The 26366-nt window shown below is 41.7% G+C and carries 25 protein-coding genes and 1 tRNA gene; 2 read left to right on the top strand and 24 right to left on the bottom strand.

Features of this window, described 5'->3' with window-relative positions:
• Positions 1–20 precede the first annotated feature (20 nt).
• The 7 genes from AC6UDF_RS06405 to AC6UDF_RS06375 all read right to left on the bottom strand — a co-directional run bounded on the left by AC6UDF_RS06405 (position 21) and on the right by AC6UDF_RS06375 (position 6792).
• The gene (locus AC6UDF_RS06405; protein ID WP_500694232.1) at positions 21–623 is read right to left on the bottom strand and encodes an NAD(P)H-binding protein; all 603 of its coding nucleotides are present in this window, start codon (positions 621–623) and stop codon (positions 21–23) included.
• A 23-nt stretch (positions 624–646) separates the two neighbouring features.
• Positions 647–1483: an aldo/keto reductase gene (locus tag AC6UDF_RS06400; protein WP_500694231.1), complete on the bottom strand. Its 837-nt coding sequence runs from the start codon at positions 1481–1483 to the stop codon at positions 647–649.
• Positions 1484–1597: 114 nt separating this feature from the next.
• Positions 1598–2092 carry a GNAT family N-acetyltransferase gene (locus AC6UDF_RS06395; RefSeq protein WP_500694230.1) on the bottom strand — a complete coding sequence of 165 codons (495 nt, stop codon included), beginning with the start codon at positions 2090–2092 and terminating at the stop codon, positions 1598–1600.
• A 165-nt stretch (positions 2093–2257) separates the two neighbouring features.
• Positions 2258–3718 (bottom strand): aldehyde dehydrogenase, encoded by a 1461-nt coding sequence (gene aldA / locus AC6UDF_RS06390; RefSeq protein WP_500694229.1) that lies wholly within the window; start codon positions 3716–3718, stop codon positions 2258–2260.
• 64 nt (positions 3719–3782) lie between these two features.
• Positions 3783–4904: an NAD(P)-dependent alcohol dehydrogenase gene (locus AC6UDF_RS06385; RefSeq protein WP_500694228.1), complete on the bottom strand. Its 1122-nt coding sequence runs from the start codon at positions 4902–4904 to the stop codon at positions 3783–3785.
• Between the two features lie 351 nt (positions 4905–5255).
• A complete protein-coding gene (locus AC6UDF_RS06380) occupies positions 5256–5975 on the bottom strand; it encodes a nicotinamide mononucleotide transporter (protein WP_500694227.1) in 720 nt (239 codons plus the stop codon).
• A gap of 166 nt (positions 5976–6141) precedes the next feature.
• Complete coding sequence (locus AC6UDF_RS06375; protein ID WP_500709642.1) at positions 6142–6792, bottom strand: TVP38/TMEM64 family protein; 651 nt, start codon at positions 6790–6792, stop codon at positions 6142–6144.
• A 232-nt stretch (positions 6793–7024) separates the two neighbouring features.
• On the opposite strand from AC6UDF_RS06375, the gene AC6UDF_RS06370 reads away from it, so the two are divergent.
• Together AC6UDF_RS06370 and AC6UDF_RS06365 are read left to right on the top strand one after the other, a co-directional pair.
• Positions 7025–8164 (top strand): trans-sulfuration enzyme family protein, encoded by a 1140-nt coding sequence (locus AC6UDF_RS06370; RefSeq protein WP_500694225.1) that lies wholly within the window; start codon positions 7025–7027, stop codon positions 8162–8164.
• 578 nt (positions 8165–8742) lie between these two features.
• Entirely contained in the window at positions 8743–9663 is a 921-nt protein-coding gene (locus AC6UDF_RS06365; protein ID WP_500694224.1) for an L-lactate dehydrogenase, read from the top strand.
• 272 nt (positions 9664–9935) lie between these two features.
• Here the strand turns inward: AC6UDF_RS06365 and AC6UDF_RS06360 are convergent.
• The 17 genes from AC6UDF_RS06360 to rnpA form a co-directional block, all read right to left on the bottom strand.
• Positions 9936–10009, bottom strand: a tRNA-Lys gene (locus AC6UDF_RS06360).
• A 98-nt stretch (positions 10010–10107) separates the two neighbouring features.
• On the bottom strand, positions 10108–11436 hold the full coding sequence (locus AC6UDF_RS06355) for a D-alanyl-D-alanine carboxypeptidase family protein (RefSeq protein ID WP_500724099.1): 1329 nt from the start codon (positions 11434–11436) through the stop codon (positions 10108–10110).
• 160 nt (positions 11437–11596) lie between these two features.
• Entirely contained in the window at positions 11597–12094 is a 498-nt protein-coding gene (locus AC6UDF_RS06350; protein ID WP_500724097.1) for a hypothetical protein, read from the bottom strand.
• A gap of 109 nt (positions 12095–12203) precedes the next feature.
• Positions 12204–13010, bottom strand: coding sequence for a phosphonate ABC transporter, permease protein PhnE (gene phnE / locus AC6UDF_RS06345; RefSeq protein ID WP_500724095.1), 807 nt, complete (start codon positions 13008–13010; stop codon positions 12204–12206).
• Positions 13007–13801, bottom strand: coding sequence for a phosphonate ABC transporter, permease protein PhnE (phnE, locus tag AC6UDF_RS06340; RefSeq protein ID WP_500694220.1), 795 nt, complete (start codon positions 13799–13801; stop codon positions 13007–13009). Before phnE (AC6UDF_RS06340) ends, phnE (AC6UDF_RS06345) begins: the two co-directional genes overlap by 4 nt.
• On the bottom strand, positions 13801–14565 hold the full coding sequence (gene phnC / locus AC6UDF_RS06335) for a phosphonate ABC transporter ATP-binding protein (RefSeq protein WP_500694281.1): 765 nt from the start codon (positions 14563–14565) through the stop codon (positions 13801–13803). Before phnC ends, phnE (AC6UDF_RS06340) begins: the two co-directional genes overlap by 1 nt.
• A gap of 9 nt (positions 14566–14574) precedes the next feature.
• On the bottom strand, positions 14575–15513 hold the full coding sequence (locus AC6UDF_RS06330) for a phosphate/phosphite/phosphonate ABC transporter substrate-binding protein (RefSeq protein WP_500694219.1): 939 nt from the start codon (positions 15511–15513) through the stop codon (positions 14575–14577).
• Between the two features lie 546 nt (positions 15514–16059).
• The gene (locus AC6UDF_RS06325; RefSeq protein ID WP_500694218.1) at positions 16060–16203 is read right to left on the bottom strand and encodes a hypothetical protein; all 144 of its coding nucleotides are present in this window, start codon (positions 16201–16203) and stop codon (positions 16060–16062) included.
• Between the two features lie 137 nt (positions 16204–16340).
• Positions 16341–16910 carry an LOG family protein gene (locus AC6UDF_RS06320; protein ID WP_500694217.1) on the bottom strand — a complete coding sequence of 190 codons (570 nt, stop codon included), beginning with the start codon at positions 16908–16910 and terminating at the stop codon, positions 16341–16343.
• Between the two features lie 116 nt (positions 16911–17026).
• Positions 17027–17644: an NADPH-dependent FMN reductase gene (locus tag AC6UDF_RS06315; protein ID WP_500694216.1), complete on the bottom strand. Its 618-nt coding sequence runs from the start codon at positions 17642–17644 to the stop codon at positions 17027–17029.
• 98 nt (positions 17645–17742) lie between these two features.
• Entirely contained in the window at positions 17743–19380 is a 1638-nt protein-coding gene (rbsK, locus tag AC6UDF_RS06310) for a ribokinase (RefSeq protein ID WP_500694215.1), read from the bottom strand.
• Between the two features lie 384 nt (positions 19381–19764).
• The gene (locus AC6UDF_RS06305) at positions 19765–20649 is read right to left on the bottom strand and encodes an ROK family protein (RefSeq protein WP_500694214.1); all 885 of its coding nucleotides are present in this window, start codon (positions 20647–20649) and stop codon (positions 19765–19767) included.
• Between the two features lie 152 nt (positions 20650–20801).
• Positions 20802–22730 (bottom strand): tRNA uridine-5-carboxymethylaminomethyl(34) synthesis enzyme MnmG, encoded by a 1929-nt coding sequence (mnmG, locus tag AC6UDF_RS06300; RefSeq protein ID WP_500724093.1) that lies wholly within the window; start codon positions 22728–22730, stop codon positions 20802–20804.
• A gap of 26 nt (positions 22731–22756) precedes the next feature.
• Complete coding sequence (mnmE, locus tag AC6UDF_RS06295; RefSeq protein ID WP_500694212.1) at positions 22757–24154, bottom strand: tRNA uridine-5-carboxymethylaminomethyl(34) synthesis GTPase MnmE; 1398 nt, start codon at positions 24152–24154, stop codon at positions 22757–22759.
• 145 nt (positions 24155–24299) lie between these two features.
• Positions 24300–25019, bottom strand: a complete 720-nt coding sequence (gene jag, locus AC6UDF_RS06290; RefSeq protein ID WP_500694211.1) for an RNA-binding cell elongation regulator Jag/EloR — start codon at positions 25017–25019, stop codon at positions 24300–24302.
• Between the two features lie 146 nt (positions 25020–25165).
• Positions 25166–26002 (bottom strand): YidC/Oxa1 family membrane protein insertase, encoded by an 837-nt coding sequence (locus AC6UDF_RS06285; RefSeq protein ID WP_500694210.1) that lies wholly within the window; start codon positions 26000–26002, stop codon positions 25166–25168.
• 2 nt (positions 26003–26004) lie between these two features.
• Entirely contained in the window at positions 26005–26361 is a 357-nt protein-coding gene (rnpA, locus tag AC6UDF_RS06280; RefSeq protein ID WP_500694209.1) for a ribonuclease P protein component, read from the bottom strand.
• Positions 26362–26366 lie beyond the last annotated feature (5 nt).

Raw genomic sequence — 26366 nt, 5'->3', positions numbered from 1 at the left:
AATTCCTCACATTCATTTAACTAAGCTTTTCGATTAATTCCTAAACTTTCTCTTACATCCAGCTGGTCATCTTGAAGCAGGCGCGTCGCTAGGTCAGCAATACTGGCAACGGCTACCCGATTACCGCTAACATCTTGACCTTTATACGTAATTTCGTATTCACTACTGCCGTTATCAAACCATCCCGGTCGAATTAACGTGTAATCTAAATCAGAACTTTCAATCACATCGGCCGCCTCACGATACGGTGCCAGTCGCGGATTATTTTTCAGGTTTCCACTTGCCGAAATTTCTTCAGGGACTTCATTATAAATGCCCATTGACGTAATGAAGACTAGGCGTTTGACGTTTTCATCATCCATGGCGGACACAACGTTCCTGGCCATTTCCGGTAAGTTGCCACTAAGCGCCACAAACACTTCATCCTGACCATGCACTACTTTTTCAAGGTCAGATAAATCATTTACGTCGCCACTTACGGCTCGTTCACGATCATCATCACTAAACCTTTGACCTGCACTTCTTGAAAAGAGTGTCAAAAAATCATCGGTCTTTTCCAACAGGTTCTTTCTGACCTCTTGACCGACGTTTCCGGTCGCTCCAATAATTAAAATTTTCTTCATAAATTATGCCTTTCGCATTCTCATTATTTAACGAAATTTTGAATGGTCTTTGGATCACGGTGATCAAAGAATTGGCTTTCACCCTTGTCCAACTTGGCGATCTCCTTCATATCATCGTCACTTAATTCAAAGTCGAAGATATCGATGTTTTCTTCCATCCGATTCTTATGAGTTGATTTAGCCAGGGTCACGATTCCACGTTGAAATTCCCAACGTAAGATGACCTGACCGACACTCTTTTTGTACTTGTCACCGATTGCTTTCAGGGTTTCATTGTTAAAAATGGCGTGTTTGCCCTCCGCAAATGGGGCCCAAGCTTCTGGACGAACATCAAATGATTCCAGATAGTCGACGGCGGTCTTTTGTTGTTCCCACGGATTAATCTCAATCTGGTTGATGGCGGGCTTAACGTCGTTAAATAATGCCAAATTGGTAATCTGATCATCGTAGAAATTGGAAACCCCAATGGACTTAATTTTGCCCGCTTTTTGAAGTTCTTCAAGGGCTCGCCATGAACCAAAGGTATCGCCGTAGGGTTGATGAATCAGGTATAAATCAAGGTAATCCAGTCCCAATTTCTTGAGGCTGGTTTCAAACATGTTCATGGTTTTGTCGTAACCACTGTCAGTGAACCAGACTTTAGAGGTGACAAATAAATCCTCGCGTTTTACGCCAGACTTTTTTAGCCCCCGACCCACGGCTTCCTCGTTTTGGTAGTATTGGGCCGTATCGATTAAACGATAACCCGAGGCGATGGCGTCGATAACCGATTGTTCGGCCTCTTCGGGGTTGGTGATTTGAAAGGTCCCAAAACCAGTTGCGGGCATTTGGTTGCCGTCATTTAATGTAAAGTATTCCATAATAACTCTCCTTATTTGTTATTTATTGACTACCCATAATTTACACCTTTACTTGGACTTGAATGCAAGTAAAGCGTTTTGTCGAAAAGAAAAAACAACCAAAGATTGGCTGTCTTAAACCGATTCATCTTCAAATTTTGCCATCCAGTACACGTCATGGTAACTTCCGTTGACGTAAAACTGGTCTTTTAAGGTTCCCTCAATCTTAAACCCAAACTTTTCGTAAATATGAACGGCGGGCTTGTTTTGCACGTCAACGTACAAGAAAATCTTGTGGAGGTTTAACGTCTCAAATCCATAGTTCACACAAGCGTCAAACGCCGCCTGGGCAATGCCGTTGCCAACGAATTCGTCACCAAGCGCAATCTCAATCTCAGCGTTTCGATCGCGTGGATTAATATCAATCAACGCCACGATTCCAGCGAACTTGCCTTTGACGTCAATCGCAAAATTGCGAATAGCGGGGTCGTTGTTTTCACGCTCGTATCTTTCGTTAAGGGACGACACAGAAAGATACGGTTCGGTGAACCAGTAGTCCATGGCGCGTTTATCATTAAAAAGTTCGTGGAGCTTGGGTAAATCAGTTTTCTCTAAAGCACGTAATTTCATTAATTATTCCTCGGTTGTCTTTTAATTAGTGCCTAAATCTTATCAATCTTTCGCCACTTTGACAATTTATGAAGAAGAAACAGAACTAAAACAAATGAACCCATAAAGTCGACTTTTGGTCTAACTCTATGAGTTCATCCCGTTTCTATTTATTAATATTGATTATCATTTTGCCTTATCGGGGTGTCCCTGCAAGTAAATGGTGTGGGTGTTTAAGAATTCATCAATTCCATGTTTACCATCGTCGCCACCAATTCCAGATTCTTTCCAACCAGAATGTGAACCATTAATGGCTTCGAAGTTGTAACGGTTAATGTAGGTTTCACCGTCTTCGAGTTCATTTGCGGCTCGATGAGCGTTATCCAGATTCTCGGTAAAGATTGATGAAGTAAGGCCAAAGTCACTATCGTTAGCCATCTTGATGGCATCACTTAAGGTCTTGAAGGTCACAATTGGGAGAACCGGTCCAAAGATTTCATCCTGAATAATCTCAGAATCCTGTTTGACGTTCGTGATGACCGTTGGTTCGTAGTAAAAGCCACCTTCGATGTTCAACTTGTGACCACCAGCGGTAACCTTACCGCCAGCTTCAACGGCTCGGTCAACCATTTTCGAAACTTTATCCAAAGCTCCTTGATTAATCAACGGACCCATCCCAACGTTTTCGTCCTTCATCGGATCGCCAACCGTAATTTCTGACATTTTCTTCGATAATTTCTTGATAAATTCGTCGGCCACGTCTTCTTGGACGTATACTCGTTCACAGTTATTACAGATCTGACCGTTATTATCAACTCGGGAATCAATGATGGATTGAACCGCCAGGTCAATATCAGCGTCTTTACATACAATGGCGGGAGCTTTTCCACCAAGTTCAAGTGACACTTTGGCCAAATGGGTAGCGGCACTCGTCATGACTCGTTTCCCTGACTCAACCGAACCAGTCAGACTGATAATGCCAACCTTTTTGTTCTTTGATAATTCGTCGCCAACGACCGAACCTGGTCCCGTGACAATGTTAACAACGCCCTTAGGAATGCCAACTTTTTCAACGATCTTAGCGAATTCAAGCGCTAAGTTAGGGGTGTCAGAACTTGGTTTCATCACAATGGTATTCCCGGTGACTAGTGCTGGACCCATCTTTCTGGCAATTAAGAAGAACGGGAAGTTCCATGGTAAGATGCCGGCCGCAACGCCAATTGGTTGCTTTTCAATCATGATACTTTCGTCTTCGTTATCAGATTGAAGGATTTCTCCCTCATAGGTTCGACTGGCACTTCCCATGTAGTCAAAGTAATCGGCTGAGAATAGGATCTCAGTGGTGGCAAGTGACTTAATCTTGCCCTGTTCTTCTTGAAGCATGTAAATCAAATGGTCTTTTTGTTTGCGAACTTCGTTTGCGACCGCGTGCAAATACTGACCACGAGTGGCAGCTGGAACCTTCTTCCATGATTCTTCGGCTTTAGCTGCGGCATCGATGGCCGCTTTCGTCTCTTCCTTACTAGCACTAGGAACGGTTGAGATTGCCTGTCCCGTCGCTGGATTGAGTACCGTTAATACTTTTCCTGAATCTGAATCTTTAAATTCTCCGTTAATGTACATTTGGTAATGTTTTAATTCAGCCATAATATGATGCTTCCTTTCAATAACATTTAATTTCAACAATCATGTTAAAGTGATTTAATCAACCTTATTTGCCGGGTTGGTAGTCCTTATCAATTACTAATACCGGTTTAATCGTCTTTCCGCTGATGGAATCAGCATTGGCTTCGTTGATTTCATCAAATGGGTAGAACTTCTCGGTCTTATCAAAGTCGAACATGCCTAATTGGTAAAAACGAATTAAACGTGGAACGTCGACTTGCGGGATCGAATCACCCATGTTAACACCGACAACCTTGCGATCACTGGTACAAAGGTCGTTCCAAGTATCCAAGTTAATGTGCTGGTCGGTTACGGCAATCGTAGCCGTTGTTCCGCCTTGAGCCAAGGCTTGAATCGAACTTTCCATGACCTGTTTAACACCAGTGGTATCAACGGCGTAGTCAACTCCGTGCCCATTAGTTAATTTCTTGATGGCTTCAACGGGATCCTCGTCTTTACTGTTGATGGCATCAGTGGCGCCGAGTTCCTTGGCCAACTTCAAACGGGAAGGAACGATGTCAACGGCAATTACACTGGTACATCCGGAAATGCGACCAGCCATCATGGCAGCTAACCCAACGGCTCCAGTTCCAAAGACCGCAATCGTTGAGCCGGGTTCGGGCTTTAAAGTATTAAAGACCGTTCCGCTACCAGTCACGTAGCCACAACCTAATGGTCCTAACTTTCTCAAATCGAGGTCCTTTGAGACCTTAACGGCGTTTCGTTCACGAACCACCGTGGTCGTGGTAAACGATGATTGGTCAAACATGTCGGCAACATCGTGCCCATTTTCGGTAAAGTGCGCACTGCCGTCGGGACGAACCCCCGATAGGTTATTGGCCGCATAGTTTAAACATTGAGTGGGAATTCCCCTTAAACAGTTAATGCAGTTTCCACAACCATAAAATGACAGAACGACGTGATCGCCGGGCTTAAAGTCTTTTACTTCCGAACCAACCTTTTCGACAATCCCAGAACCTTCATGACCCAGAATAATCGGATAACCAATCTCAGCCGTGCCCTTTCTCAAGGCTTCATCTGAGTGACAAATTCCAGTTGCAACCATGTGAACTTGTAAATCATCTGGTTGCATTTTGGCTAATTCGACATCATCTTTAATTTCGAACTTGCCATTTTTCTTATTAACGACCGCTGCTTCAATCTTCATAAGTAAACCCTCCCATAATGTAAAATTGTTAATTATTGAGCAATTATGATCAAAGAAAAAGCTGATTTCATTAATCAACAATTGATTTTTTAAACTCTTTTCTATAAAACAGGATTGGAATTTTCGAAATGATTGGTTTGATCTGTAACCGCTTACAGATTGTTATACTCGTCTTCTAAAAAAATTCAAGTTATAACACATCAAAATCATAATTATCTAAGAAATTATTCTTTCAAACCCTTGTGTTTCTAGTAGAGTCAAAAGCCAAAAAAATTCCCCAATATTGTGATGGAATAAACTTTAATTATGTATAAAAAAGGGAATCCCAATAAATGGATTCCCTTTACTTAATTATTTAATTTTCGCTGGCTTCAAGATTGGCTTCTCCCAGAAATCAAGCGCACAAATCGAGTTGATAATGTAATAAATGTATTTGCCAACGTTTGCGAAGTTGCCCTGCACGATGGCTTTTAGTAACTGGATCAGATTATAGACGAACCAGTATTTCCACTGAACGGTCAGTTTCATGGCGTTTAAAATGTTCGCAGTCAGCGACAAATCAAACGCAATCACGACAATCCAGAATAACAAATGCGTGTAACCGTTAGGCCAACCAACCAGATTGGCTTCAAACGAAAATACCAGACTCAAAAGTAAAATGCTGGTCATGACGACCCACTTCTTGATTCCCGTATACGGTTTGGTCGCCTTGTACTTAGCGGTCTTCATCCACTTATTAATCGCAAACGTGTAGATGATGAAAGTCACCGGATAGGTAACGACCGCCGCTTTATTACCTAAAACGTAATCAATAAAGCCGGACAGAACTACGTTAATGATGCCAATCACGTTGCCGAGGTTATTCATTCTCCCAGTTAAACGCGTTGAATAAATGGAGAGGACGGCGTTTACGATCGAAATAATTCCAAACGGAACAAAGACCGCCCAGGAGCCCCAGTGCGTGACGTCTGCCAGATTCTCCGTCAGATAACCACTCGCAATCGACGCAATCACCACGATTGCGACTCCAACTAGGTCAAACCATCGACTTTTTGCTAATGCATGTAACATTATGAACATCTCCTCATTGTTTTTAGCGAGGCGTATCGGAAGCAACCCTCGTTATTTAGTTTTTTGTTACAAACAATTGAACGGCTTGATTATAACACCATTATCATTACCAGAAGCCAAATTTTGAACGTAAAAAAAGACAACCCGGATGGATTGCCTAATTAATCTAGTTCGATTTGCTTTGACTATCTTTCGCTGTTTCTTGATGCTTATTCTTAGAACTATCTTTATTTGTAAAGTGATTAATGACCATGTGTAAAACAATAATAAACAGGATGGCACCAACTAGGACGCCGACAATTCGCTTCAAACTCCCGTTAATGATGTACATCCCACCAACGATATAAATAATTGACTGTGGAATTGACCCAATCACGACCGCTAGAACCAGTAGTTTGCGTGATATTTTGAACCGTGAAGCCGCGTAACTAATTAAATAAACGGGGAAGAATGGGATGGCATAACCAATACATAGAATGATAAAGGGATGCTTAACGTTACTAAAACTCAATTCTTTATCTCGATAATTACTTGCGATATTACGAACGGACTTAATCAACTTAACACTGCATAGTCCACCAAGGGTTAATCCAATTAAATTAATAAAAAAGCCCAGAACGTTTCCAAAACAAATGCCGGCTAACACACAGATTACTTGATAAGGAACAAACGGTAACAACGTCGCAAACGTTAAAACAATTAAAAATAGAGCCGCATCGATAAACCCATGTTCATGAATTTCTTTAACGGCCACGCCCCTCTGACTCGGATCAAAAAACATCCGAATCTGTGGAAAATAATCTTTAAACAGAATCACTAATCCAATAACAACAATAATCGCTAAAAGACAGTATACGATTTTCTTGTTTTCTAATTTTTTTATGATGATAAACTACCCCTAACGTTAATTGAATAGGGAAAGTCTAACACATGTCACGAAACGATAAAACCGATTTTACAAAATTAAATTCTATAATGCCATTTCTTTTCTAACTTTCACCACTAGTCTATAATCAATCCTAATAGTCACATTCAAGGAGGTTTTTAATTTGCACATTGATACAAAATTAATTCACGGAGGGATCACTGGTGACAAGGAAACGGGAGCCGTTTCCGTCCCGGTCTATCGCGCCTCAACTTTCAAACAAACTAAGCTTGGCGGGAATCCACGCTGGGAATACTCACGGACGGGCAATCCGACCCGGTACGCCCTTGAAACCCAGATGGCAGAACTCGAAAACGGAACCGCTGGTTTTGCCTTTAGTTCGGGGACTGCTGCCATCAACACCATCCTCTCGATGTACTCCAAGGGTGATCACATCATTGTCGGCCAAGACCTGTATGGTGGGACGATTCGTCTAATTAATCAAGTAATGAAACGTTTTGGACTAGAGTTTACGGCCGTTGACATGCAAGATGTAGACGCCGTCAAGGCTGCTTTTCAGCCCAACACCAAGGCCATTTACTTTGAGACTCCTACGAACCCACTGCTGACGGTAGCCGACATTCATAAATTATCCGAAATGGCGAAAAAACACGGTGCCAAAACCATCGTTGATAACACCTTTGCGACCCCTTATAATCAGAGCCCGTTGGATTTGGGTGCAGACGTGGTGGTGCACTCCGCCACCAAGTATCTCGGCGGACACAGTGACGTCGTGGCGGGCGTTGCCGTTACTAACGATGACCAGATTGCCGAACAGTTGGCCTTCCTGCAGAATTCCATCGGTAGTACGCTTGGACCAGATGACAGTTGGTTGGTTCAACGTGGCATTAAGACGCTTGGTGCTCGCATGCGGGTTCACCAAGACAACACGAACGCCATTCTTGATTTTCTCAAAAATGAACCAAAAGTGGCGAAGGTTTACTATCCCGGTGATCCTGACAATCCGAACTACGAAGTGGCAAAGAAACAGATGCGTAACTTTGGTCCCATGATTTCGTTTGAACTCCAACCAGGACTTTCAGCGAAGACGTTTGTCGAAAATCTTCAAATTATCACCTTGGCCGAAAGTCTTGGTGGTGTTGAAAGCTTGATTGAGGTTCCTGCGGTCATGACCCACGATTCCGTTCCAAGAGCAGAACGTTTAAAGGACGGGATTTCTGACGGTCTAATTCGCTTGTCAGTTGGGATTGAGGATAAAGAAGATTTACTAGACGATTTGAAAAAGGCGTTTGATAAAATTTAGGAAGTAAAGAACTAGCATATTTAGATACGAATATGCTAGCTTCTTTATTTTGCCGAATGATATTTTTTAATCAAATTAAAGAAGCCAAAAAATTTAAAAAGTTTTTCCTTCATTATATCAACGATTAAACCACACAATATTACTTAAGGAGTTAAGTGTTTTGAATTGTTTTATCCTGTAGAATTGATATACAGGCTCAAATGCCTCAGCGTACAGATGTGTTACATTGCTTCCCAAAACATCCTGAATAAGGAGGAGTATGATGAACAGATCGAGAGGTGTGCGTTATTTGGATATTATTAGCATATGCCACGTCACAGATAGTAATGACAATTTCAAAAGCCATTTTCTACCTTGCCAAAGCATATGCGATAATAAAAAAAGCTAATCATCACTGATTAGCTTACCCAAATTAACGCACCTGAAATACGCGCTTGGAAGAGATCTCACACATCTCTTCCTTTTTTATTACACTATTATTGTATGTGATAAACGTATAAATGTCAATCCAACTTTTTTTACTCCCAATCAACCTCAATCTGTTAAACTGAAACCAAATAATTAATGGGAGGCATATTATGACTAGAAAAATTGGAGTCATTGGTGACGGTCACGTGGGATCAACGGTGGCAAATTACATCGTTGTAAGTGGGTTCGCCGATGACTTAGTAATGATTGATAAAAACGACGCCAAGGTCAACGCTGACGCAATTGATTTTCGGGAGGGCATGCCTAATTTACCCTTTCACACCAATATCATTGTGAATGATTACAACGCTTTAAGGGACGCTGACGTTGTTATCTCAGCCCTTGGTAAGATTAAACTGTCAAATAACGACAGTGACAATCGTTTTGCCGAATTATCCTACAACATCGAACAGGTCAAAGAGGTCGCACCTAAGATTCGTGATTCCGGTTTTAATGGCGTTTTGATTGCCATTACCAATCCAGTTGACGTGATTACCCAGTTGTACCAACAAATTACTGGTTTACCGAAAAAGCACGTCATTGGAACGGGAACACTCCTAGATTCCGCCAGAATGAAACGTGCCGTTGGCGAAAAACTAGGGATTGATTCACGCTCGGTCACTGGTTACAATCTTGGTGAGCACGGTAACTCCCAGTTTACCGCATGGTCGACCGTTCGGGCTCTTGATCAACCAATTGAAAAATTAGCCCAAAGTCGTCATCTTGATCTCGACACTTTAGATCAGGAAGCACGCCACGGCGGTTTTAGAGTAATGCAAGGTAAAGGCTACACCAGTTATGGGGTGGCCAGTGCTGCAGTACGGCTCGCCAACACCGTTCTCTCTGATGCCCGCACCGTTTTGCCAGTCTCAAACTACCGTTCCGACTATGGCGTATACTTCTCCTATCCAGTTGTAGTTGGAAGAGACGGCATCATTGAAGATGTCCCACTTGATTTAACCGATGAAGAGAAAGACAAACTCCAAGCTTCCGCCAACTTTATCAAAAAGAACGTTGAAAAATACAGTTAAAACCAAAACACACCATAACCACTAGTCTTCTAGCAGTTACGGTGTGTTTTTAATACTGTCAGCAATTAAAATCGCCACAGCAGACGTAATAATAAAAAAGCCAATCATAGTGGACTAACTCACCTATGATAATCGCATCCAACTTGCGATGAGAAAAAAGTTAGAGATTTCTTCTCGTTTTTATTATATGGAATAAATAATTAGATGTCAATTTAAATAAAATCCATAAAAAAATGATTGCCCCACCAGGCAATCATTTTTTTATATTTATATGAGCAGCCAAGGACTTGAACCTCAATCTCACGAATAAAGAATTCGTTGCTCTAACAAGTTGAGCTAGCCGCTCGCAAGCAAAACTCAATTACATTTACTAGTATAATGCATATTAGCACGTCCGACAACACTTTTTGCAGTCGATTAATGAAAACTTCATAATTTTAATTACTAGCGACGATGTCGATTAAACTTCCTGATTTGCAGAATTAAGTAGACTAACAACAGAAGGATAACCAGTAATTCAATCGCGCCCATGACCATCTTCATCACATTTACTGGATTGGTCGATTTGTAAACGACGGGGACACTCATGGAACTGTTTGGTAATAAGTCTAATTCATTTTGAGACGCCTGGATGTTAACCGTTCCAACCCTCTCGCCCTTCGTAATTGGAGCAAGTGGCGTTTTGAAAACCCCAGAGTGGTTGGTAGAGACAAAGTCTGTCTTTAATTTTTCACCTTGCGGTAACCAGTACGTTTGAGGTGCCGTCAAGCCAATTTTAGTTTTAGGATTTTGTCCGTTAACAACGTTGACAGTTTTATTTTTAATCACGTTGTCACCAATCGTAATTGGTTCCAAACTTTGACTGATTTGATTGAGCATTAATTGGGTTTGGGCAAAGCGCTGCTCCTTTGGTGCCCCTAAAACCACGGTGATGACCCGATCGTTGTTACTGGTACCGGTTCCCACAAAATTCTCGCCAGCGGTATTACTGGTTCCCGTCTTTAATCCGTCAATCTTGAATGGATTAGTTTGGCCCAGAAGTAAGTTAGTGTTCTTGTGCGTCTTTCCATCCCATTCCAATGTGGTCATTGAGGTAGTCTTTAAGATTTGCGGGTATTGAGTAATTAATTTCTGTGACAATTGAGCTAATTCCTTAGCTGACATCGTATTCTCAGCGTCATCACTTAATTTAGGATTCTTTAGCGCGCCTAAATCGTGATTAGCCAATCCACATGCGTTATAGAATTGCCCGTTCTTAATTCCCAATTTTTTGACTTCTTGATTCATCATTTTACCGAAGTCGTGGTTAGGACCTGCCAAATATTCGCCAAGTGCCATGGCAGCACCGTTAGCAGAACAAACCAGACTCGCGTCGTACAGTTGTTTAACCGTGTATGATTGACCAGCTTTCAACGGAACGTTAGTAAAATCATCCTTCTGACTCAAATTAGCAACTCCAGCGCTAATTTTAACCTTACTGTCCCACGAGATCTTTTTTGCTTTTATTTGGTTTAACACAATATATGTAGTAATAAGTTTACTAACGGATGCGATCGGCAACTCTTGGTTAGCGTTTTTGCTATAAATGATCTGGCCGCTGGTGGCATCAACGGCAATGGCACTTTTGGCCTTTATGTTAATTTCATTCTGTGAAATGGGCGGCTGTTTGTTACTAGCATCGACCGTACTAGGATTGAAGATCAGCGGCATGATTAAAAACACCAGCGAAAATATTACGCTCAGCGTCAGTAATTGATGTTTTTTACTTTTCAAAATCAAATGACCTCTTTTTATTAAATGATATTTTTTGTAGATAACACTTATACGTCTATTGTACTAAATTAATAAAATAATCAAAATATGCCATTAAAAATAAAAAGCCAATCATCACTGATTAGCTCAATCAAAATATTTCGTTATTCAATATTGATGTTTAGTTCCACCACAACATTACATAAACAATAGTGGCAAACGCAAAGAAAATTCCATTAATTACGTACGTTTTCTTGGTTGGATAACACAAGAAATCGATTAAGTTCAGAATTAATAAAATCGGCAGACCAATAATCGTGATGCTACTTACAATTGGATCGATAAACTGTGGCATTTTCATCCCGATCATGATCAAACCAAGCAGCAACGCGGAAACCACATAAAGCAAGTTGATGATAAGCATTCCGACTGACGCGTACTTACTGTACTTAGTTGAACTTGGCTTACCCTTTTTAAACAGAACGTTATAAAACAAAGCGTAAACCACAGCATACACCACCATTCCGTAGATTAAAATAATCCAAAACATGGCGGGACTAAGGGTGAGGCTAGTCTTAATGTTTATAACCGCAAACAATTCAGGAAAACTACCGAAAACAATCAAAGCCGAAAGCAATGGTGCCAAGATAAACTTACCTAATGACTTAAGAAATCGCATATAGACACTCTTCTCTCAATTAAATTCGTTACTTAGGTAAATTATACTATAAACGAAAAAAATACCAACTAACTCCCGTTTGGAATTAGCTGGTATTTTACACTATTAATTAAATTAATTTCTTTCTAATGTAACCGGAACAGCCATCAATCACCATGACCATGATGACGATCCCCAATAAGATGATCCCCACTCTGGACCAATTGCGCGTGTTCAACGCCATAATCATTGGCGCCCCAATTCCGCCAGCACCAACCAAACCAAGGATTGAGGCAGCTCGAACTGAAATTTCAAAGCTGTACAAAGTGTATGAAATCAAAGCCGGTAGGATGGTCGGCCACGTCGATAATGCGAAAACCTGTGGTTTGCTGCCGCCAGCCGCCACGATGGAATACTCCGAACTATGATTCATTTCCTCAATGGATTCTGAGAAGAGTTTCCCTAGCATTCCGATGGAGTGAATCCCAAGGGCCATGACTCCGGCAAAACTACCAGGTCCCACCGCTTTAATGAACATAATCGCTAAAACAATTTCAGGAAAAGCTCGAATGACCGTCAAAAGGAAGGTTCCCACCTTAGACGTTACGTTATACTTACTACTCTTACTATGAGCAGCGAAGAACGCAAACGGAACACTGATGACAGCGGCAATGATGGTTCCCAAAAAGGCAATGGCAAGCGTCATAATTAATTGGGACACTAAATCTTCACCACTGCCGTTGTAAATATAGGACCAATCAGGGTGAATTAGTCCCATGAAGATGGACTTAGAAACCGTGCCAGCTGATTCCTGAATCTGACTAAATTTCATGTCTGAAAAACACCAGCCATAGATCAAAATAATGACAATTGCCCAAATGGTCCAGCTGTAGCGGTCCCATCGTTTTTGTTTTTCGTTAATTTTTGGAATGGTCACTGTAGTTTCCTCCTCAAGTAATTACTAAGGATGTCAATCACCAGAACCGTTACGAAGGTTGCCAGAATCACAACCGCCGTCTCGGAGTAGTTAAATTCATCGATGGTTTGTTGAAGATACAACCCAAGTCCTCCAGCACCAACGTATCCTAAGACGGTTGAAGAACGAACGTTCACTTCCAACGTGTACAGGAAGAAACTACAAAATTGACCTGCAATCTGGGGAATAATGGCCAAACGAATAATCTGAAGGATGCGGGCACCGGAAGCTTTCATGGCTTCAGCTGGCCCCATGTCGACCGTCTCTAGTACTTCATAGAACAGTTTGGAAATCATCCCAAATGAGAAGATGGCTAGCGTGATGGTTCCAGTCGTTGGACCAATCCCAAAGATGGCAACTAAGATAGCTGCCAACAGAAGTGACGGTAACGTTCTGACGATGTCCAGTACGAACCGAGACGTGCCGTGAATAACCTTACTGTGATCAAGATTCCGCGCGGCCAGAAATGCAGCTGGAATCGCAAAGACGGTTCCAATCGTAGTTCCAAGGATTGCCATCTGAACGGTCTGAACCAGTGGGTCCCAGATAAAACTAAAGTACGACCAATCCGGGTTACTCATTTGACCAATCAGAACCCCAAACTGGGCGATGTTCGAGATAAACAAGCTGGGATCAACCCCACAAATTTTCATGGAGTAAATAAACAAAACGATCAAAATGGCAATTACAATGATGCCCTTAACGTGATACTTTTTGACAAAGGACATCTTCGGCATGTCGCTAGTGTGCATTAGCTATTGCCTCCTTCGTAAATCGCCTTCAAATCTTCTGGAGTAGAATCAGCCGCTGGCTTGTCAAACACTAATTTTCCATCCCGAATTCCAATAATTCGGTCCGCAAATTCAAGTGCTAGTTCAACTGAATGGAGGTTCACCAGAACAGTATCGTGATCCTTGACGTTTAAATTCTTCAAATCCTGCATAACTCCGTGACTAGTCTTGGGATCGAGGGAAGCAACGGGTTCATCAGCCAGAACCAAATCAGGTTCTTGCATCATTGTTCGTGCGATGGCGACCCGCTGCATCTGTCCTCCAGAAAGGGAGTCCGCTCGATCGTATAATTTTTTGAGCATGTTAACATGGTCCAGTGATCGAACCGCCTTTTCCTTGTCTTCTCTACTATACAAACCGAGAAGTGTTTTCCATACTGGATAGTAACCAACTCTTCCACTTAAAACGTTTTTTTGAACCGTAAGCCGGTTCACTAAGTTGAAACTTTGAAAAATCATTCCAATTTTTCGGCGAAAGTGACGGAGCGCTTTCCCCTTCAATTTAGAAATATCAGTCCCGTTGATGATAATTTTGCCGTCGCTGATATCTTGCATCCGATTAAGGGAACGAAACAGGGTGCTTTTCCCCGCACCTGAAAGTCCAACGACAGCGATGAATTCACCGCGTTTGACGTTAAAACTAATATCATCTAATCCTTTAATACCACTAGGATAAGTTTTGGTAACATGATTAACTTGTAAAATATCCGAATCGCTCAATTTAATCCCTCTCGCCTATTCTTTGGTTTTACTAATCTTGTTGGCTTTGTCCATGTATGAATGAAGTTGCTTAAATTCTGACTTCTTGTACGGAACGTAGCCCTCTTCTTGATAAATCTTAAAGATAACGTCATGACCTTCTTTAGTCTTCGCCATGTTCTCGTAGGCTTTGGCAATCTTCTTCTGCCACGACTTCGACATGTCACTTCGACAAGCAACCACGTCATTTGGAATAGCCTTAGTCGTGTAAATAACCTTGGTATCCTTCATAACGTTCGGATTGTCCTTTTGGACTAAGGTTTGAGCTCCTTGGAAAGTAAAGGCAGCATCGTTGTTCTTGTTTAAAACGGACAGTACAGCTTGATCATAACCATTAATAACGTCGGTCTTGATGCCATCCTTGTTGATATTAATTCCGTGTTTCATAAGTTCAACGACCGGGTAAATATAACCCGCCGTTGAATTCGTAGTACCAGTGGCAATCTTTTTGCCCTTTAAATCGTTAATGTTGTTGATACCACTATCTTTTCTGACAACAATTGTGGAATAAAAGTGATCTGATGACTTGTTAGTAAGTTGCAAAGTCTTCGGATCGCGTGCTTGGCGCGTCGCTTGAACGAGGGGAACCACCTTGTAATTCTTTTGCGCTAAGACAAAGTCCCCAGGATTCATTTCAGAAACATCCAACGTCTTTGAACCCATGGCCTGAATAAGTGAATTCCCGTCAGTTGAAACCTTGACCGTGACCGGGATATGGAGCTGTTTTTCTAACTGTTTGGCGAGCGGCTTGGCTTCGGCATTGGCCTGCCCAGCGTTCACTGACGGCGTAAAACCAACCGTCAATTTCTTTGGTTTGTAGTTACTAGATTGTTTCCCACATGCAACTAATCCAACCGACAAAAATGTAATGGCAGCACCTGCTGTGATCCATTTCAAAGCTTGCTTGAGTTTCATTACGAGTCCCTCCCAAAAAATTGTTGTACCAGACAAATTAATCATATCATGATACATACAATTTTCAATAAATATCTTTTAATTGTTCGTATTTTATTTAAATATGCACTCAATATATTCTTTGTTTTCCAATATATTAATTAATTAACGAATATTAGTAATCAGTGTAATTAGAGCAAACAAAAAAGACAACACCAATAAGTACGAGTTGTCCTTAAGAAAATTTTGGTAGATAAAATTATTTTCTGTTTCACGTGAAACTATTTTGATGATTATTTCATGCCAAATAATAAAATAATTGACAGATTTATAAATTAGAAATAGAATTGAAGAGTAATAAAAAAGGAAGAGATGTCGTTACCATCTCTTCCCGCGCAGATTTATGTGTTATTTGGGTAAAAAGTTAATCTTTGCGGTTAGCTTTTTTATTATCGCGTATGCCTTAGCACAATTAATGGTCGCACACGAGATAATAAGAACCACTATTGCTAGTGGTACAATCCCAGTAACCTACTTTATTCTGTATTCAAGCGACTCACCTCTTCATCATAAGTTGTCTGCCCACTTATCAAAATCATCAATATTTCCAATTTTATTAGTTTTGCCGTTAAGAGCATCATTTCTAGCTTGAATATTTGCTAAAGTATCTTTATCATCGCGTATATTACTTTCAGCTTTTCTTCTTATCATAATGTCCATCCCCTTAAATCAATAGTAAGGCATTATGTAAACAATGAAAACATGATATACACATTATTTATTATTAATAATTGAATAAAACTCAAAAAACATCCCCCTTCCAAAAAAGTGAGGATGTTTTTCGTATCTTATTTTGTGTAGGTTCTAATCTTTGGTGCTGTGTATGTGGTCATAAATTCATAGATTTCAGACAACGAATCCGAAAAAAGTAACTTTTTGCGATCTTCCACCGTCAAAAATTCCTTTTCGGTCATTTCATCAAACATTTGTTTAAGCGGATCGTAGTATCCCTGAACGTTATACAACACACATGGATCATCATTGTCGCCAATTCGAGCCCATGAAAAAGCTTCAGAAATCTCTTCTAGAGTCCCAGGACCACCTGGAAGTGCGATACAACCATCCGATTGAGTCAACATTTTTTGTTTGCGAATATCCATATTAGGCACTACGTCCAAACTAGTCAGCCCGTCCATGCTGGCCCCACGCTCAACTAACTCTTTTGGCATGATGCCGTGAACTACTCCACCAAGTTCTAAAACTGTCTTGGCAAGCAATCCCATGAGACCAACACCGCCACCACCATAAACTAACGCTAAGTCATGGTTAACCAACCATTTTGCCAATTTTTTGGTGGCTTCTTGGTATGCTGGATCATTGCCAGGAGCCGCACCACAAAATACTGCAACTGCTTTCATATTTGAATTTCCTCATTTCAATTTATTTTTATGTTAATAAGTGTACCACGTCACTTCAAGCCAGTAGTGACAGGAGCTTTGGCAAATTGTTTCATGTGAAACTATCTTAACTTTGTTTATTTATCATAAATACTGGCATCATATTTAAAGGGATGGTCCTTAAATAACTGACTGTAAAACGCGATTTCGGAAAAAGCCCGATTTAATTTCTTTATGTCCACAGTTTTACCGGGAGCGTCTTTTAAAAAGCTCCCATCGTCAGCAAAATTTTTATCGACCTTTCGAATTAAAGTTGGCTTTGGCAGGGTAAATAGGCCCAGTTGTCCAAGCGTTGGTAACAAAGCTGGATAGGAAGATTGGCCACCTCGTGAATTATTAGAATAGGTAATAATCTTGGCCGGTTTGCCCTTGGCTTCAAACGCCAAAAAGTCGAGCGCATTCTTTAGTACAGCTGGAAACGAATGATTATATTCAGGAACCAAAAAGAGATAACCATCCGCGTTTCGCATGTCATCCACCCATTTTTGTTCATTAGGTTTTAAACTTCGATTTTGATTGTCCATTGGCGCAACATCTTCGTAGAAAAACGGCAAATCGTAGTCCGCCAAACTAATAAAATTGAAATCAGCATCATTAATCCGCTCAAAATCACCCTGTCGATTACGTAAGTACTTAAAGATCCGACGTCCCAGACTAACCTTTCTTGAACTACTTAAAATAACGTTAATTGTCATTAAACATCACCTCAACCCATTTTCTAATCATTATACCTTTAAAATCAAAATAAAAAACCGAACCAGCTTTATCGCCAATCCGGAAATTTACTTATCAACTATTTCTTAGCTTCTTCTTTTTTCGGACGATCAATTACTTTCACCTTATCGCCACCGATAATTAACTGATCACAAATATTTAAGAACAGACCGTGTTCAACAACTCCGGTGTAGTTCTTCAAGTTGTGAGCTAACTTTTGTAAGTCAGCATCTTCTGGAATTGTAATGTCGATTAGGTAGTTTCCTGAGTCAGTTTGAAGAATATCACCGTCATCTCTGAAGCGGAACTCTGGCTTGTATCCAGCTTCGTTTAAGTATCGGAAGACACCCATCCCACCGAACGGAATGACTTCAACCGGCAACTTTTGGCCAGCCAAGGTCTTGTGGTACTTGGTCGAATCAACGATCCAAACGTTCTTGTCTGACATGGTTGCGACCAATTTCTCAAAGAGTAAGGCAGCTCCACCACCCTTGATTCCGTTGAGCTTGTCGTCAACGGCGTCGGCGCCATCAACCGTCAAGTCCACCCGATCAATGGTATTAACGTCAAGCATCGGCATGCCAAGACTTTCGGCTAACTTTTCGGTACCAACCGAAGTGGCGACACATTGAACGTCTAAGCCTTCTTTTTTGATTCGTTCGTTAATGGATTTGACGAAGTAGGCAGCCGTACTACCAGATCCAAGTCCTAGCACAATGTGATTTGGAACTTGAGCAGCGGCGTATTCAGCAGCTTGTTTCTTCTCTTTTTCGATCACTTCTTTGGTCTTGGAAGTTTTGCTGATGACATCCAAGACGTCTTTTTCATAAGGAATGGAGTTCTGCGCTCCAGCCACTTGAACCGTCAGTGATGAGGCGTGGTTGGCGTACAACATTGCATCCTTGATGTTAGCACTGTTTAAATCTAATCGTGATGCCAAGGCTCCAATGAAAGTATCACCAGCAGCAGTCGTGTCAACAGCTTTGACCTTGAAGGCTGGAATGAAGGCATGACTGGCTGGGGTTGCGTAGAACGAACCCTTGTCACCAACGGTAATGATGACCATTCTAATGCCTAGTTTAAAGAAGTACTCCGCGTTCTTCATCATGGAATCGTCGTCAATCACCTTAATCCCAGTGAGGGCCTCTGCTTCAGTCTCATTAGGGGTAATAATGTCAGTCAATTGAAGTAATTCTTCTGGTAACTTCTTGGCTGGTGCTGGGTTCAAAATGGTCTGAACCTCATTTTTCTTCGCAATCTTAAATGCTTCGATAATCGTTGGTACTGGAATTTCTAGTTGCGCAATCGCACGGTCCGCATTCTTAATGGCGTCTTCGTGTTGGTCAACGTCCTCCGGTGTCATGGCCATGTTGGCTCCACCATAGACATAGATCGAGTTTTGACCAGTACTATCAACGGTAATGTAAGCTTGTCCAGTCTGTTGCTCCTTCGTAGTAATCACGGAATCAAGGTTCATCCCGTCCTTTTTAAATCCTTCAATCATGAACTTAGCGTCTTCGTCATCACCTAACTTAGTGATAAAAGTGGTATCGGCGCCAGATCTTGCCGCAGCAATTGCCTGATTGGCACCCTTTCCGCCACCATGAGATTCTTGGTGATTCTTCACCGCCAAGGTTTCACCAGGTAACGCATATTTGTCAACGTTTAGAACCTTATCAACGTTGGTAGATCCAATCACAACAACTTTTTTACTCATTTTACTGCCTCCCTATTTGCAACCGCTTTCATTATGTATATCATATCATTGCGAGAAATAGTTGTATATAGATTTAGCTAAAATGATGTTTTTTAAACTTGTTTTCAATAGCAAGTTTATAAACATATGAATTTTCACTCATTTAGCCACTTCAACCCTTCACCAGGATTATCAAACTTCTTATAATCATTACTTTTAATTGCTTTAGTTAAACGTTCATTTGGAGCATCAAATTGTTTTTTGTTTCAGCATCTACTCTAAAACTAATTTGTGACCTACTAATAAACATCATGATTAATCCTCCTTATTTTTAAGATACCATAAATGCCAATTTACACAAAAAAAGAGACACCCGCAGGCATCCCTTTCAAACAATTTAATTAATTATTTCTTTGATTCGTCTAAAGCCTTTTTAGCTAATACGAAATCACCAAAAGTAGCGGAACCGTTGTGTGGTACGACTGGACGACTAATGTATTCATCAAGAGGACCAACGTCTAAATAGTTATCAAATAACAGATTGAATTGGTCTCTAACCTTTTGAACAAATTGAGGAGTACATACACCTCCACCAAGCACAATTTGGTCGGGACGGAAGTTAACCGTTAAACTGATAACCCCTTGGGCAATGTAGTACGCAATGATGTTCCAAACTGGATCATCTGGCGGGGTATCTTGACCCTTAATGTTGTTTCGAGCTTCAAAAGTAGGACCAGAAGCAACCCCTTCAAGACAGTCACCATGATAAGGACAAATCCCAGGAAAGTTCATGTCATCTTGGTGTCTCTTAACTCGAATGTGACCAAATTCAGGAGTTCCACGAACCCCTAAGAATTCATCTTTGATGACGGTTCCAGCACCAATCCCAGTTCCATCAGTGATGTAACTAACGGCTTCAATATTTTTATTAGCCTGTTTACGTTTGATGTATTCACCGTAAGCTGAACCGTTAACGTCGGTCGTCCAGTAAATTGGAACCCCAAATTCACGTTTCATGGTTCCAACAAAATTGACGTTACTCCAACCCTTTTTAGGGGTTTTAATAATCCAACCGTATTTGTCAGAGTCTTTTCGAACGTCGATTGGTCCAAATGATGCAATCCCAAATGCATCAATGTGATCAAACTTCTTAAAATACTCAACGACCTTTGCTAACGTTTCTTCTGGTGTCGTAGTTGGAATGTGAACACTATCAACAATATTGAAATCGTCATCACCAACCGCACAAACGAACTTTGTTCCACCTGCTTCAATACTTCCATATCGCATAAAAATGATCCCCTTTGCCATTTTTTTGTATCGTTTATTGTTAATAGTATAAAGCGCTTACATATTGATTGCAATAGTTTATCATAAAAATTGTTAAAAACTTAACTTAGAAATAACAAAAAGCCGGACTATTCACGTAGTCCAGCTTGATCTTATTTTTTCTTCGCAATTTTTCCCTGTTGAATGTAAACGGAGAGAATGGCAATGTCAGAAGGATTGACCCCACTGATTCGGGCGGCCTGTGCGATCGTCTCCGGTTGGATTTTCTCCAATTTTTGGCGACCCTCAGTTGCGATCCCATCAATTACGGAGTAATCAATCTTATCAGGAATCTTCTTTGACTCCATCTTCTTCATGCGGGCGACCTTATCTTCTTCTTTTTTGATGTAGCCAGCGTACTTCGTTCTGATTTCGACCTGTTCCACCACTTCTGGATCCAATTTTTCGTCGGGTCCCGAAATAAAATCAAGTAACTTTTCGTAATTTACGTACGGCCGACGTAAGAACTGGGCTGCGATGATCCCGTCTTTTAACGGTTTATCACCCTGAGCTTCAACGAACTGGTTGACCTTTTCACTTGGTTTAATCCGTACGGTGTTCAAACGCTTGATTTCATCCTCAACGGCATTACGTTTTTCAACAAACTTGTCATAACGTTCATCTGAAATCAGACCCAACTGGTGACCAATTGGCGTCAGCCGCATGTCAGCATTGTCGTTTCTAAGCAGGAGTCGATATTCAGCCCGACTCGTCAGGAGACGGTACGGTTCGTTAGTTCCCTTCGTAACCAGGTCATCGATTAGAACGCCAATGTATCCTTGGTCTCGCTGCAAAATCAACGGGTCTTTCCCCTGAATTTTAAGAGCGGCATTAATTCCAGCGATCAAGCCTTGTCCCGCGGCCTCTTCGTATCCCGAGGTTCCGTTGGTTTGACCCGCGCTAAATAATCCACTAACTTTCTTGGTTTCAAGCGTTGGCTTCAATTGATATGGAGAGATAATGTCATACTCGATCGCATAACCAGGACGCATCATCTTCGCGTCTTCAAGACCTTTCACAGAATGTAACATCTGTTGTTGAACTTCTTCTGGAAGAGAGGTTGACATCCCATCAACGTACCACTCCTCATTATGGCGTCCCTCTGGTTCCAAGAAGACCTGGTGGCGCTTTTTGTCCGCAAAACGAACGACCTTGTCCTCAATTGATGGACAGTAACGGGGACCGACCCCTTCGATGACCCCAGTAAACATCGGTGCGCGATCCAAATTATCCTTGATAATCTGATGGGTTTCTTCATTAGTGTACGTCAACCAGCACGAAATTTGCTTTGAAACCGGTAAATAATCGGCATACGGAGTGGTGTAACTGAAATGATGGGGCGTTTCGTCGCCCGGTTGCTCCTCCGCTTCATCGTAGTGAATGGTATCACCGTTGACACGCGGTGGCGTTCCCGTCTTAAATCGTTTTAGTTCAAAGCCCAAATCTTCCAGGTTTTCTGAAAGATGAATGGCTGGAATTGAGTTGTTTGGGCCCGAGGAATACATCAGTTCACCAATAATGATCTTACCACGAGCGGCCGTACCAGCACAGATGACCACGGCTTTGGAGTGATATTTGGCACCCGTATTGGTAACCACACCCTCAACCTGACCGTCTTTCACGATCAGACGTTCTACGATTCCCTGGCGGAGCGTCAAATTGGGCTCTTTTTCCAGGGTGTTTTTCATTTCATGGTGGTAGGCGTGCTTATCAGCTTGCGCCCGTAAAGCTCTGACGGCGGGACCTTTCCCGGTGTTTAACATCCGCATCTGAATGTAGGTCTTGTCGATGTTTTTCCCCATCTCACCACCAAGGGCGTCGATTTCTCTTACGACCGTTCCCTTAGCGGGGCCACCAACCGACGGATTACATGGCATAAACGCCACCATATCAAGATTAATTGTCACAAGCAGTGTTTTTTGACCCATGCGGGCAGCGGCTAGTGCGGCTTCACAGCCAGCGTGGCCAGCTCCAACGACGATGACGTCGTAATCGCCACCATTGTAGGTCTGCTTCACTTCTTGCTGTATCATTTTATTCATTTAAAAACCTCCATTGAGTCAAAGTCTTATTTACCCAAACAGAACTGACTAAATAATTGATCCAGTAATTCGCCATCGTAACTATCACCGGTAATTTCACCAAGTAAATCCCAAGCGTTCGTCATGTCAATCTGAACTAAATCAACGGGCATCCCGTTATTTAACCCATTTTCAACGGACTGAAGGGAATCACTGGCCTGTTGTAAGAGACTAATATGCCTGGCATTAGTAACCATGACGTCGTTTTGAGAACTCTTAATGCCACCAGTAAAGAACATCTTCGAAATCGTATCCTCTAAGGATTTGGTTCCGTTATCCTTTACGGCTTGGGTCTTAATCACGTTATCAGCATGATAGCGGTTCTTTAACTCATCAACATCAATTTTTTCTGGTAAATCCGTTTTATTCAATAGGATAATCCGCTTGCTGTGCTGCGTCAGATCCAAAAGTTCCCGATCTTCGTCAGTCAACGGTTCACTAGCGTTTAACACTAGTAGTACCAAATCAGCCTGCTTGATGGCTTTTCTAGAACGATCGACTCCAATTTTTTCAACTTTATCGTTAGTATCACGAATCCCAGCGGTATCAACTAGGTGCAAGGGAACGCCAGAAACGTTCACGTATTCGTCTAAAACATCCCGCGTAGTCCCCGGCACGTCGGTTACAATCGCCTTTTCTTCGTGTAAGAGACGGTTCAATAAACTCGACTTACCCACGTTGGGACGTCCAATGATAGCGGTGTTTAAACCGTCTCGTAAGACTTTTCCTTGTTTAGCCGTCTTTAGCAATTGGTCAATCTGCGCCTTTAGTTCCTTGGACTTATCCATTAAAAGCTTCGACGTCATCGTCTCCACGTCATCGTACTCCGGGTAGTCAATGTTGACTTCGACCTGAGCCAGCACGTCTAAGATGTCTTGACGCAGGTGCTTAATTAAATGAGACAGGTTCCCATCGAGCTGATTTAAAGCCGCTTTCATCGATTCGTCAGTCTTCGCCTCAATCAGATCCATGACGGCTTCCGATTGTGAAAGGTCCAGACGTCCGTTTAAAAAGGCCCGCTTAGTGAATTCACCGGGTTCTGCCATTCTGGCACCGTTACTTAAAACCAACTGCAAAATCTTGTTGGTTGCCACAATCCCACCGTGACAGTTAATCTCAATGATATCTTCCTTGGTATACGTCTTAGGCGCTCTCATGACCGATACCATCACTTCATCAACTTCACTGTTGTGGTCTGCTGGATCAACAATGTGACCATAGTTAATCGTGTTTGACGCCACCTTTTCGAGGTTCTTGCCCCGATAAATCTTTTCAGCCACTTTCATTGCATCCGATCCACTAACCCGAACAATCGAAATGCCACCTTCACCAGGTGGGGTCGAAATTGCCGCAATGGTATCGTAATCAGTCGTTGTCAGTGCCATTTGAAAACTCCTTTCTCATTTTTAATCGCATAAAAAAAGTACTTAAACCACGCCCGTTGCGTGGATAAAGTACTTTCACTACTTTACCTATTCGAATTTACAATCCTACACATAATAGGACGAAAGTTTTATTTTGTCAATCATTTTACCGTGGAGCTACTACGATTGAACGATGGGGTTCCCGTCCTGCCGAATATGTCATCACGTAGGGGTTATCTTCCAGCGTCACGTGAATCTGTTTGCGCTCAAAAGATGGCATCGGGTCCAGATAGACCGGCTTGCCGGTGGCAGCGACCTCTCTTGCGGTTCGCTCAGCTAGACTGGTAAGGATCTGAAGTCTCCGACTGCGATAATTAGCCGTATCCAGCTCAACTTCAAGGTAGCTAATCCCCATATTATTTAAATAAATCCCACTTAATTCCTGTAAGGCATTGATGGTCCGACCGTGTTTGCCAATCAAAAGCCCCTCTTTGGGCGTATCAAAATTAATGATCACGTGCCGATTGTTGGGCATCTCATAACTTAGTTCGGCCTCAATCCCCATCTGATCAGTAATTGCTTGTAAATATTTAATTAGTCCACTAATAGCTTCAACGTTTCTAGCGTGACGATCCTCTGTTTGAACTGGATTAGCAACCGCTGTGCTCGCTTCTCTTTTAATTTTTAACTTGCCACCTGCTGGTTTTGGGTCTGGAGCAGATGATTTCAATTCCATTTCAACTTCTGCGGGATGTTTAAAAAGTCCGAAAAATCCCTTACTTGCGGTTTTAATAACTTTAATTTCAACATTATTTCGATTAGTATCAAGTGATTTTAAGCCATTTTTAACGGCTTCTTCGATGGTGGCTCCGGTGTATTTCGTCATTATTGTTCTCCTATTTTTGTAAACGTCTAACGCTATTAATCTTAGCACAAATTAAATAGCTGTTGGAATAGGATTTTAGAGATGTAATATTACATTTGTCACAAAAATAAAAAAAGCAGACCAACGTCTGCTTTTTGTTTAGTAATCTATTTGTGATGTTTACTCTGCTTGGCCTTTCGAATGGCCTTTTTAACGGCGCGATCGTGTTGACGCTTTTCACGTTCTTTTTCTTCACGTTCACGATTAATCTTCCAAGGGTTCTGAATCAATAACGTTTGAACTACTTGGAACGCGTTGGTTACCACCCAGTATAGTGACAAAGCTGATGGCACGTTTAACGCGGTGAAGAAGATAATGATTGGCATCCCAATCGTCATCATCGTGGTCATTCCGTTTGATTCGGGTTGACCCTTCATTGACAACCACGAACTAAAGAACGTGAACACGGCGGCCAAAACTGGCAGAATGTAGTACGGATCTGGAGTTCCCAGCTGTAACCACAAGAAGTGACCAGTTCGAAGAATGTGAGTTCGCCAGATGGCTTGATACAAGGCGAAGATCACTGGCAACTGGACTACCATTGGCAAACAGCCGGCCCATGGATTAATTCCTGCTTCCTTATAGAGCTTTTGCTGCTCGGTCTGCAGTTTTTCCATGGTCTCTGAATCTTTACTGGAGTACTTCTTTTGCAGGGCCTTCAATTGGGGCTGAATTTCCTGGGTCTTCTTCATACTCTTGGTCTGATACATCATTAATGGAAGAAGAATAATTCTAACCAAAATGGTGAAGAGGATAATTCCAATTCCATAGTTATCGCCAAAGAACTTTGATAACCAAATAATCACTCTTGAGAAATTCAAGACAACTAAGCCATCCCAAATTCCTTTACTATGACTAGTAATTGGGGCGTTACTACATGCCGTGAGCACCAGACCAATACTGGCAATCGCAAGTGTAGTAGCGATTCGTTTAAGTTTTTTCAATTTTATTCCTCGCTATAATCAGAATCTAGTAAATGAGCTAACTTTAAAACATGAATTAGACTTGCCTTAACGTCTTTTTGTGACATCGCATCCGCTCTCGGTCTCGCAATGATTAAAAAATCAACGTCCGTTTTTAGGTCTGGCTTTAATTCGGTGATCGACTGGCGAATTCTACGTTTAACCCAGTTGCGATGCACGGCATTTCCAATCTTCTTTCCAACGGAAATCCCGATGCGGAAGTGTTTTTGTCCCGGCTTTTCCAGTTGATACACGACAAATTGTCGATTAGCAACCGAATCATGTTTTTCGAAAACCCTTTGAAAGTCAGCTTCTTTTTTGACACGGTACGATTTTCTCATGAATA

The sequence above is a fragment of the Fructilactobacillus sp. X2R6C1 genome, assembly GCF_059901295.1.
Note: the sequence above shows the minus strand (reverse complement) of the source record. Positions and strands in the feature narration are given on the sequence as shown.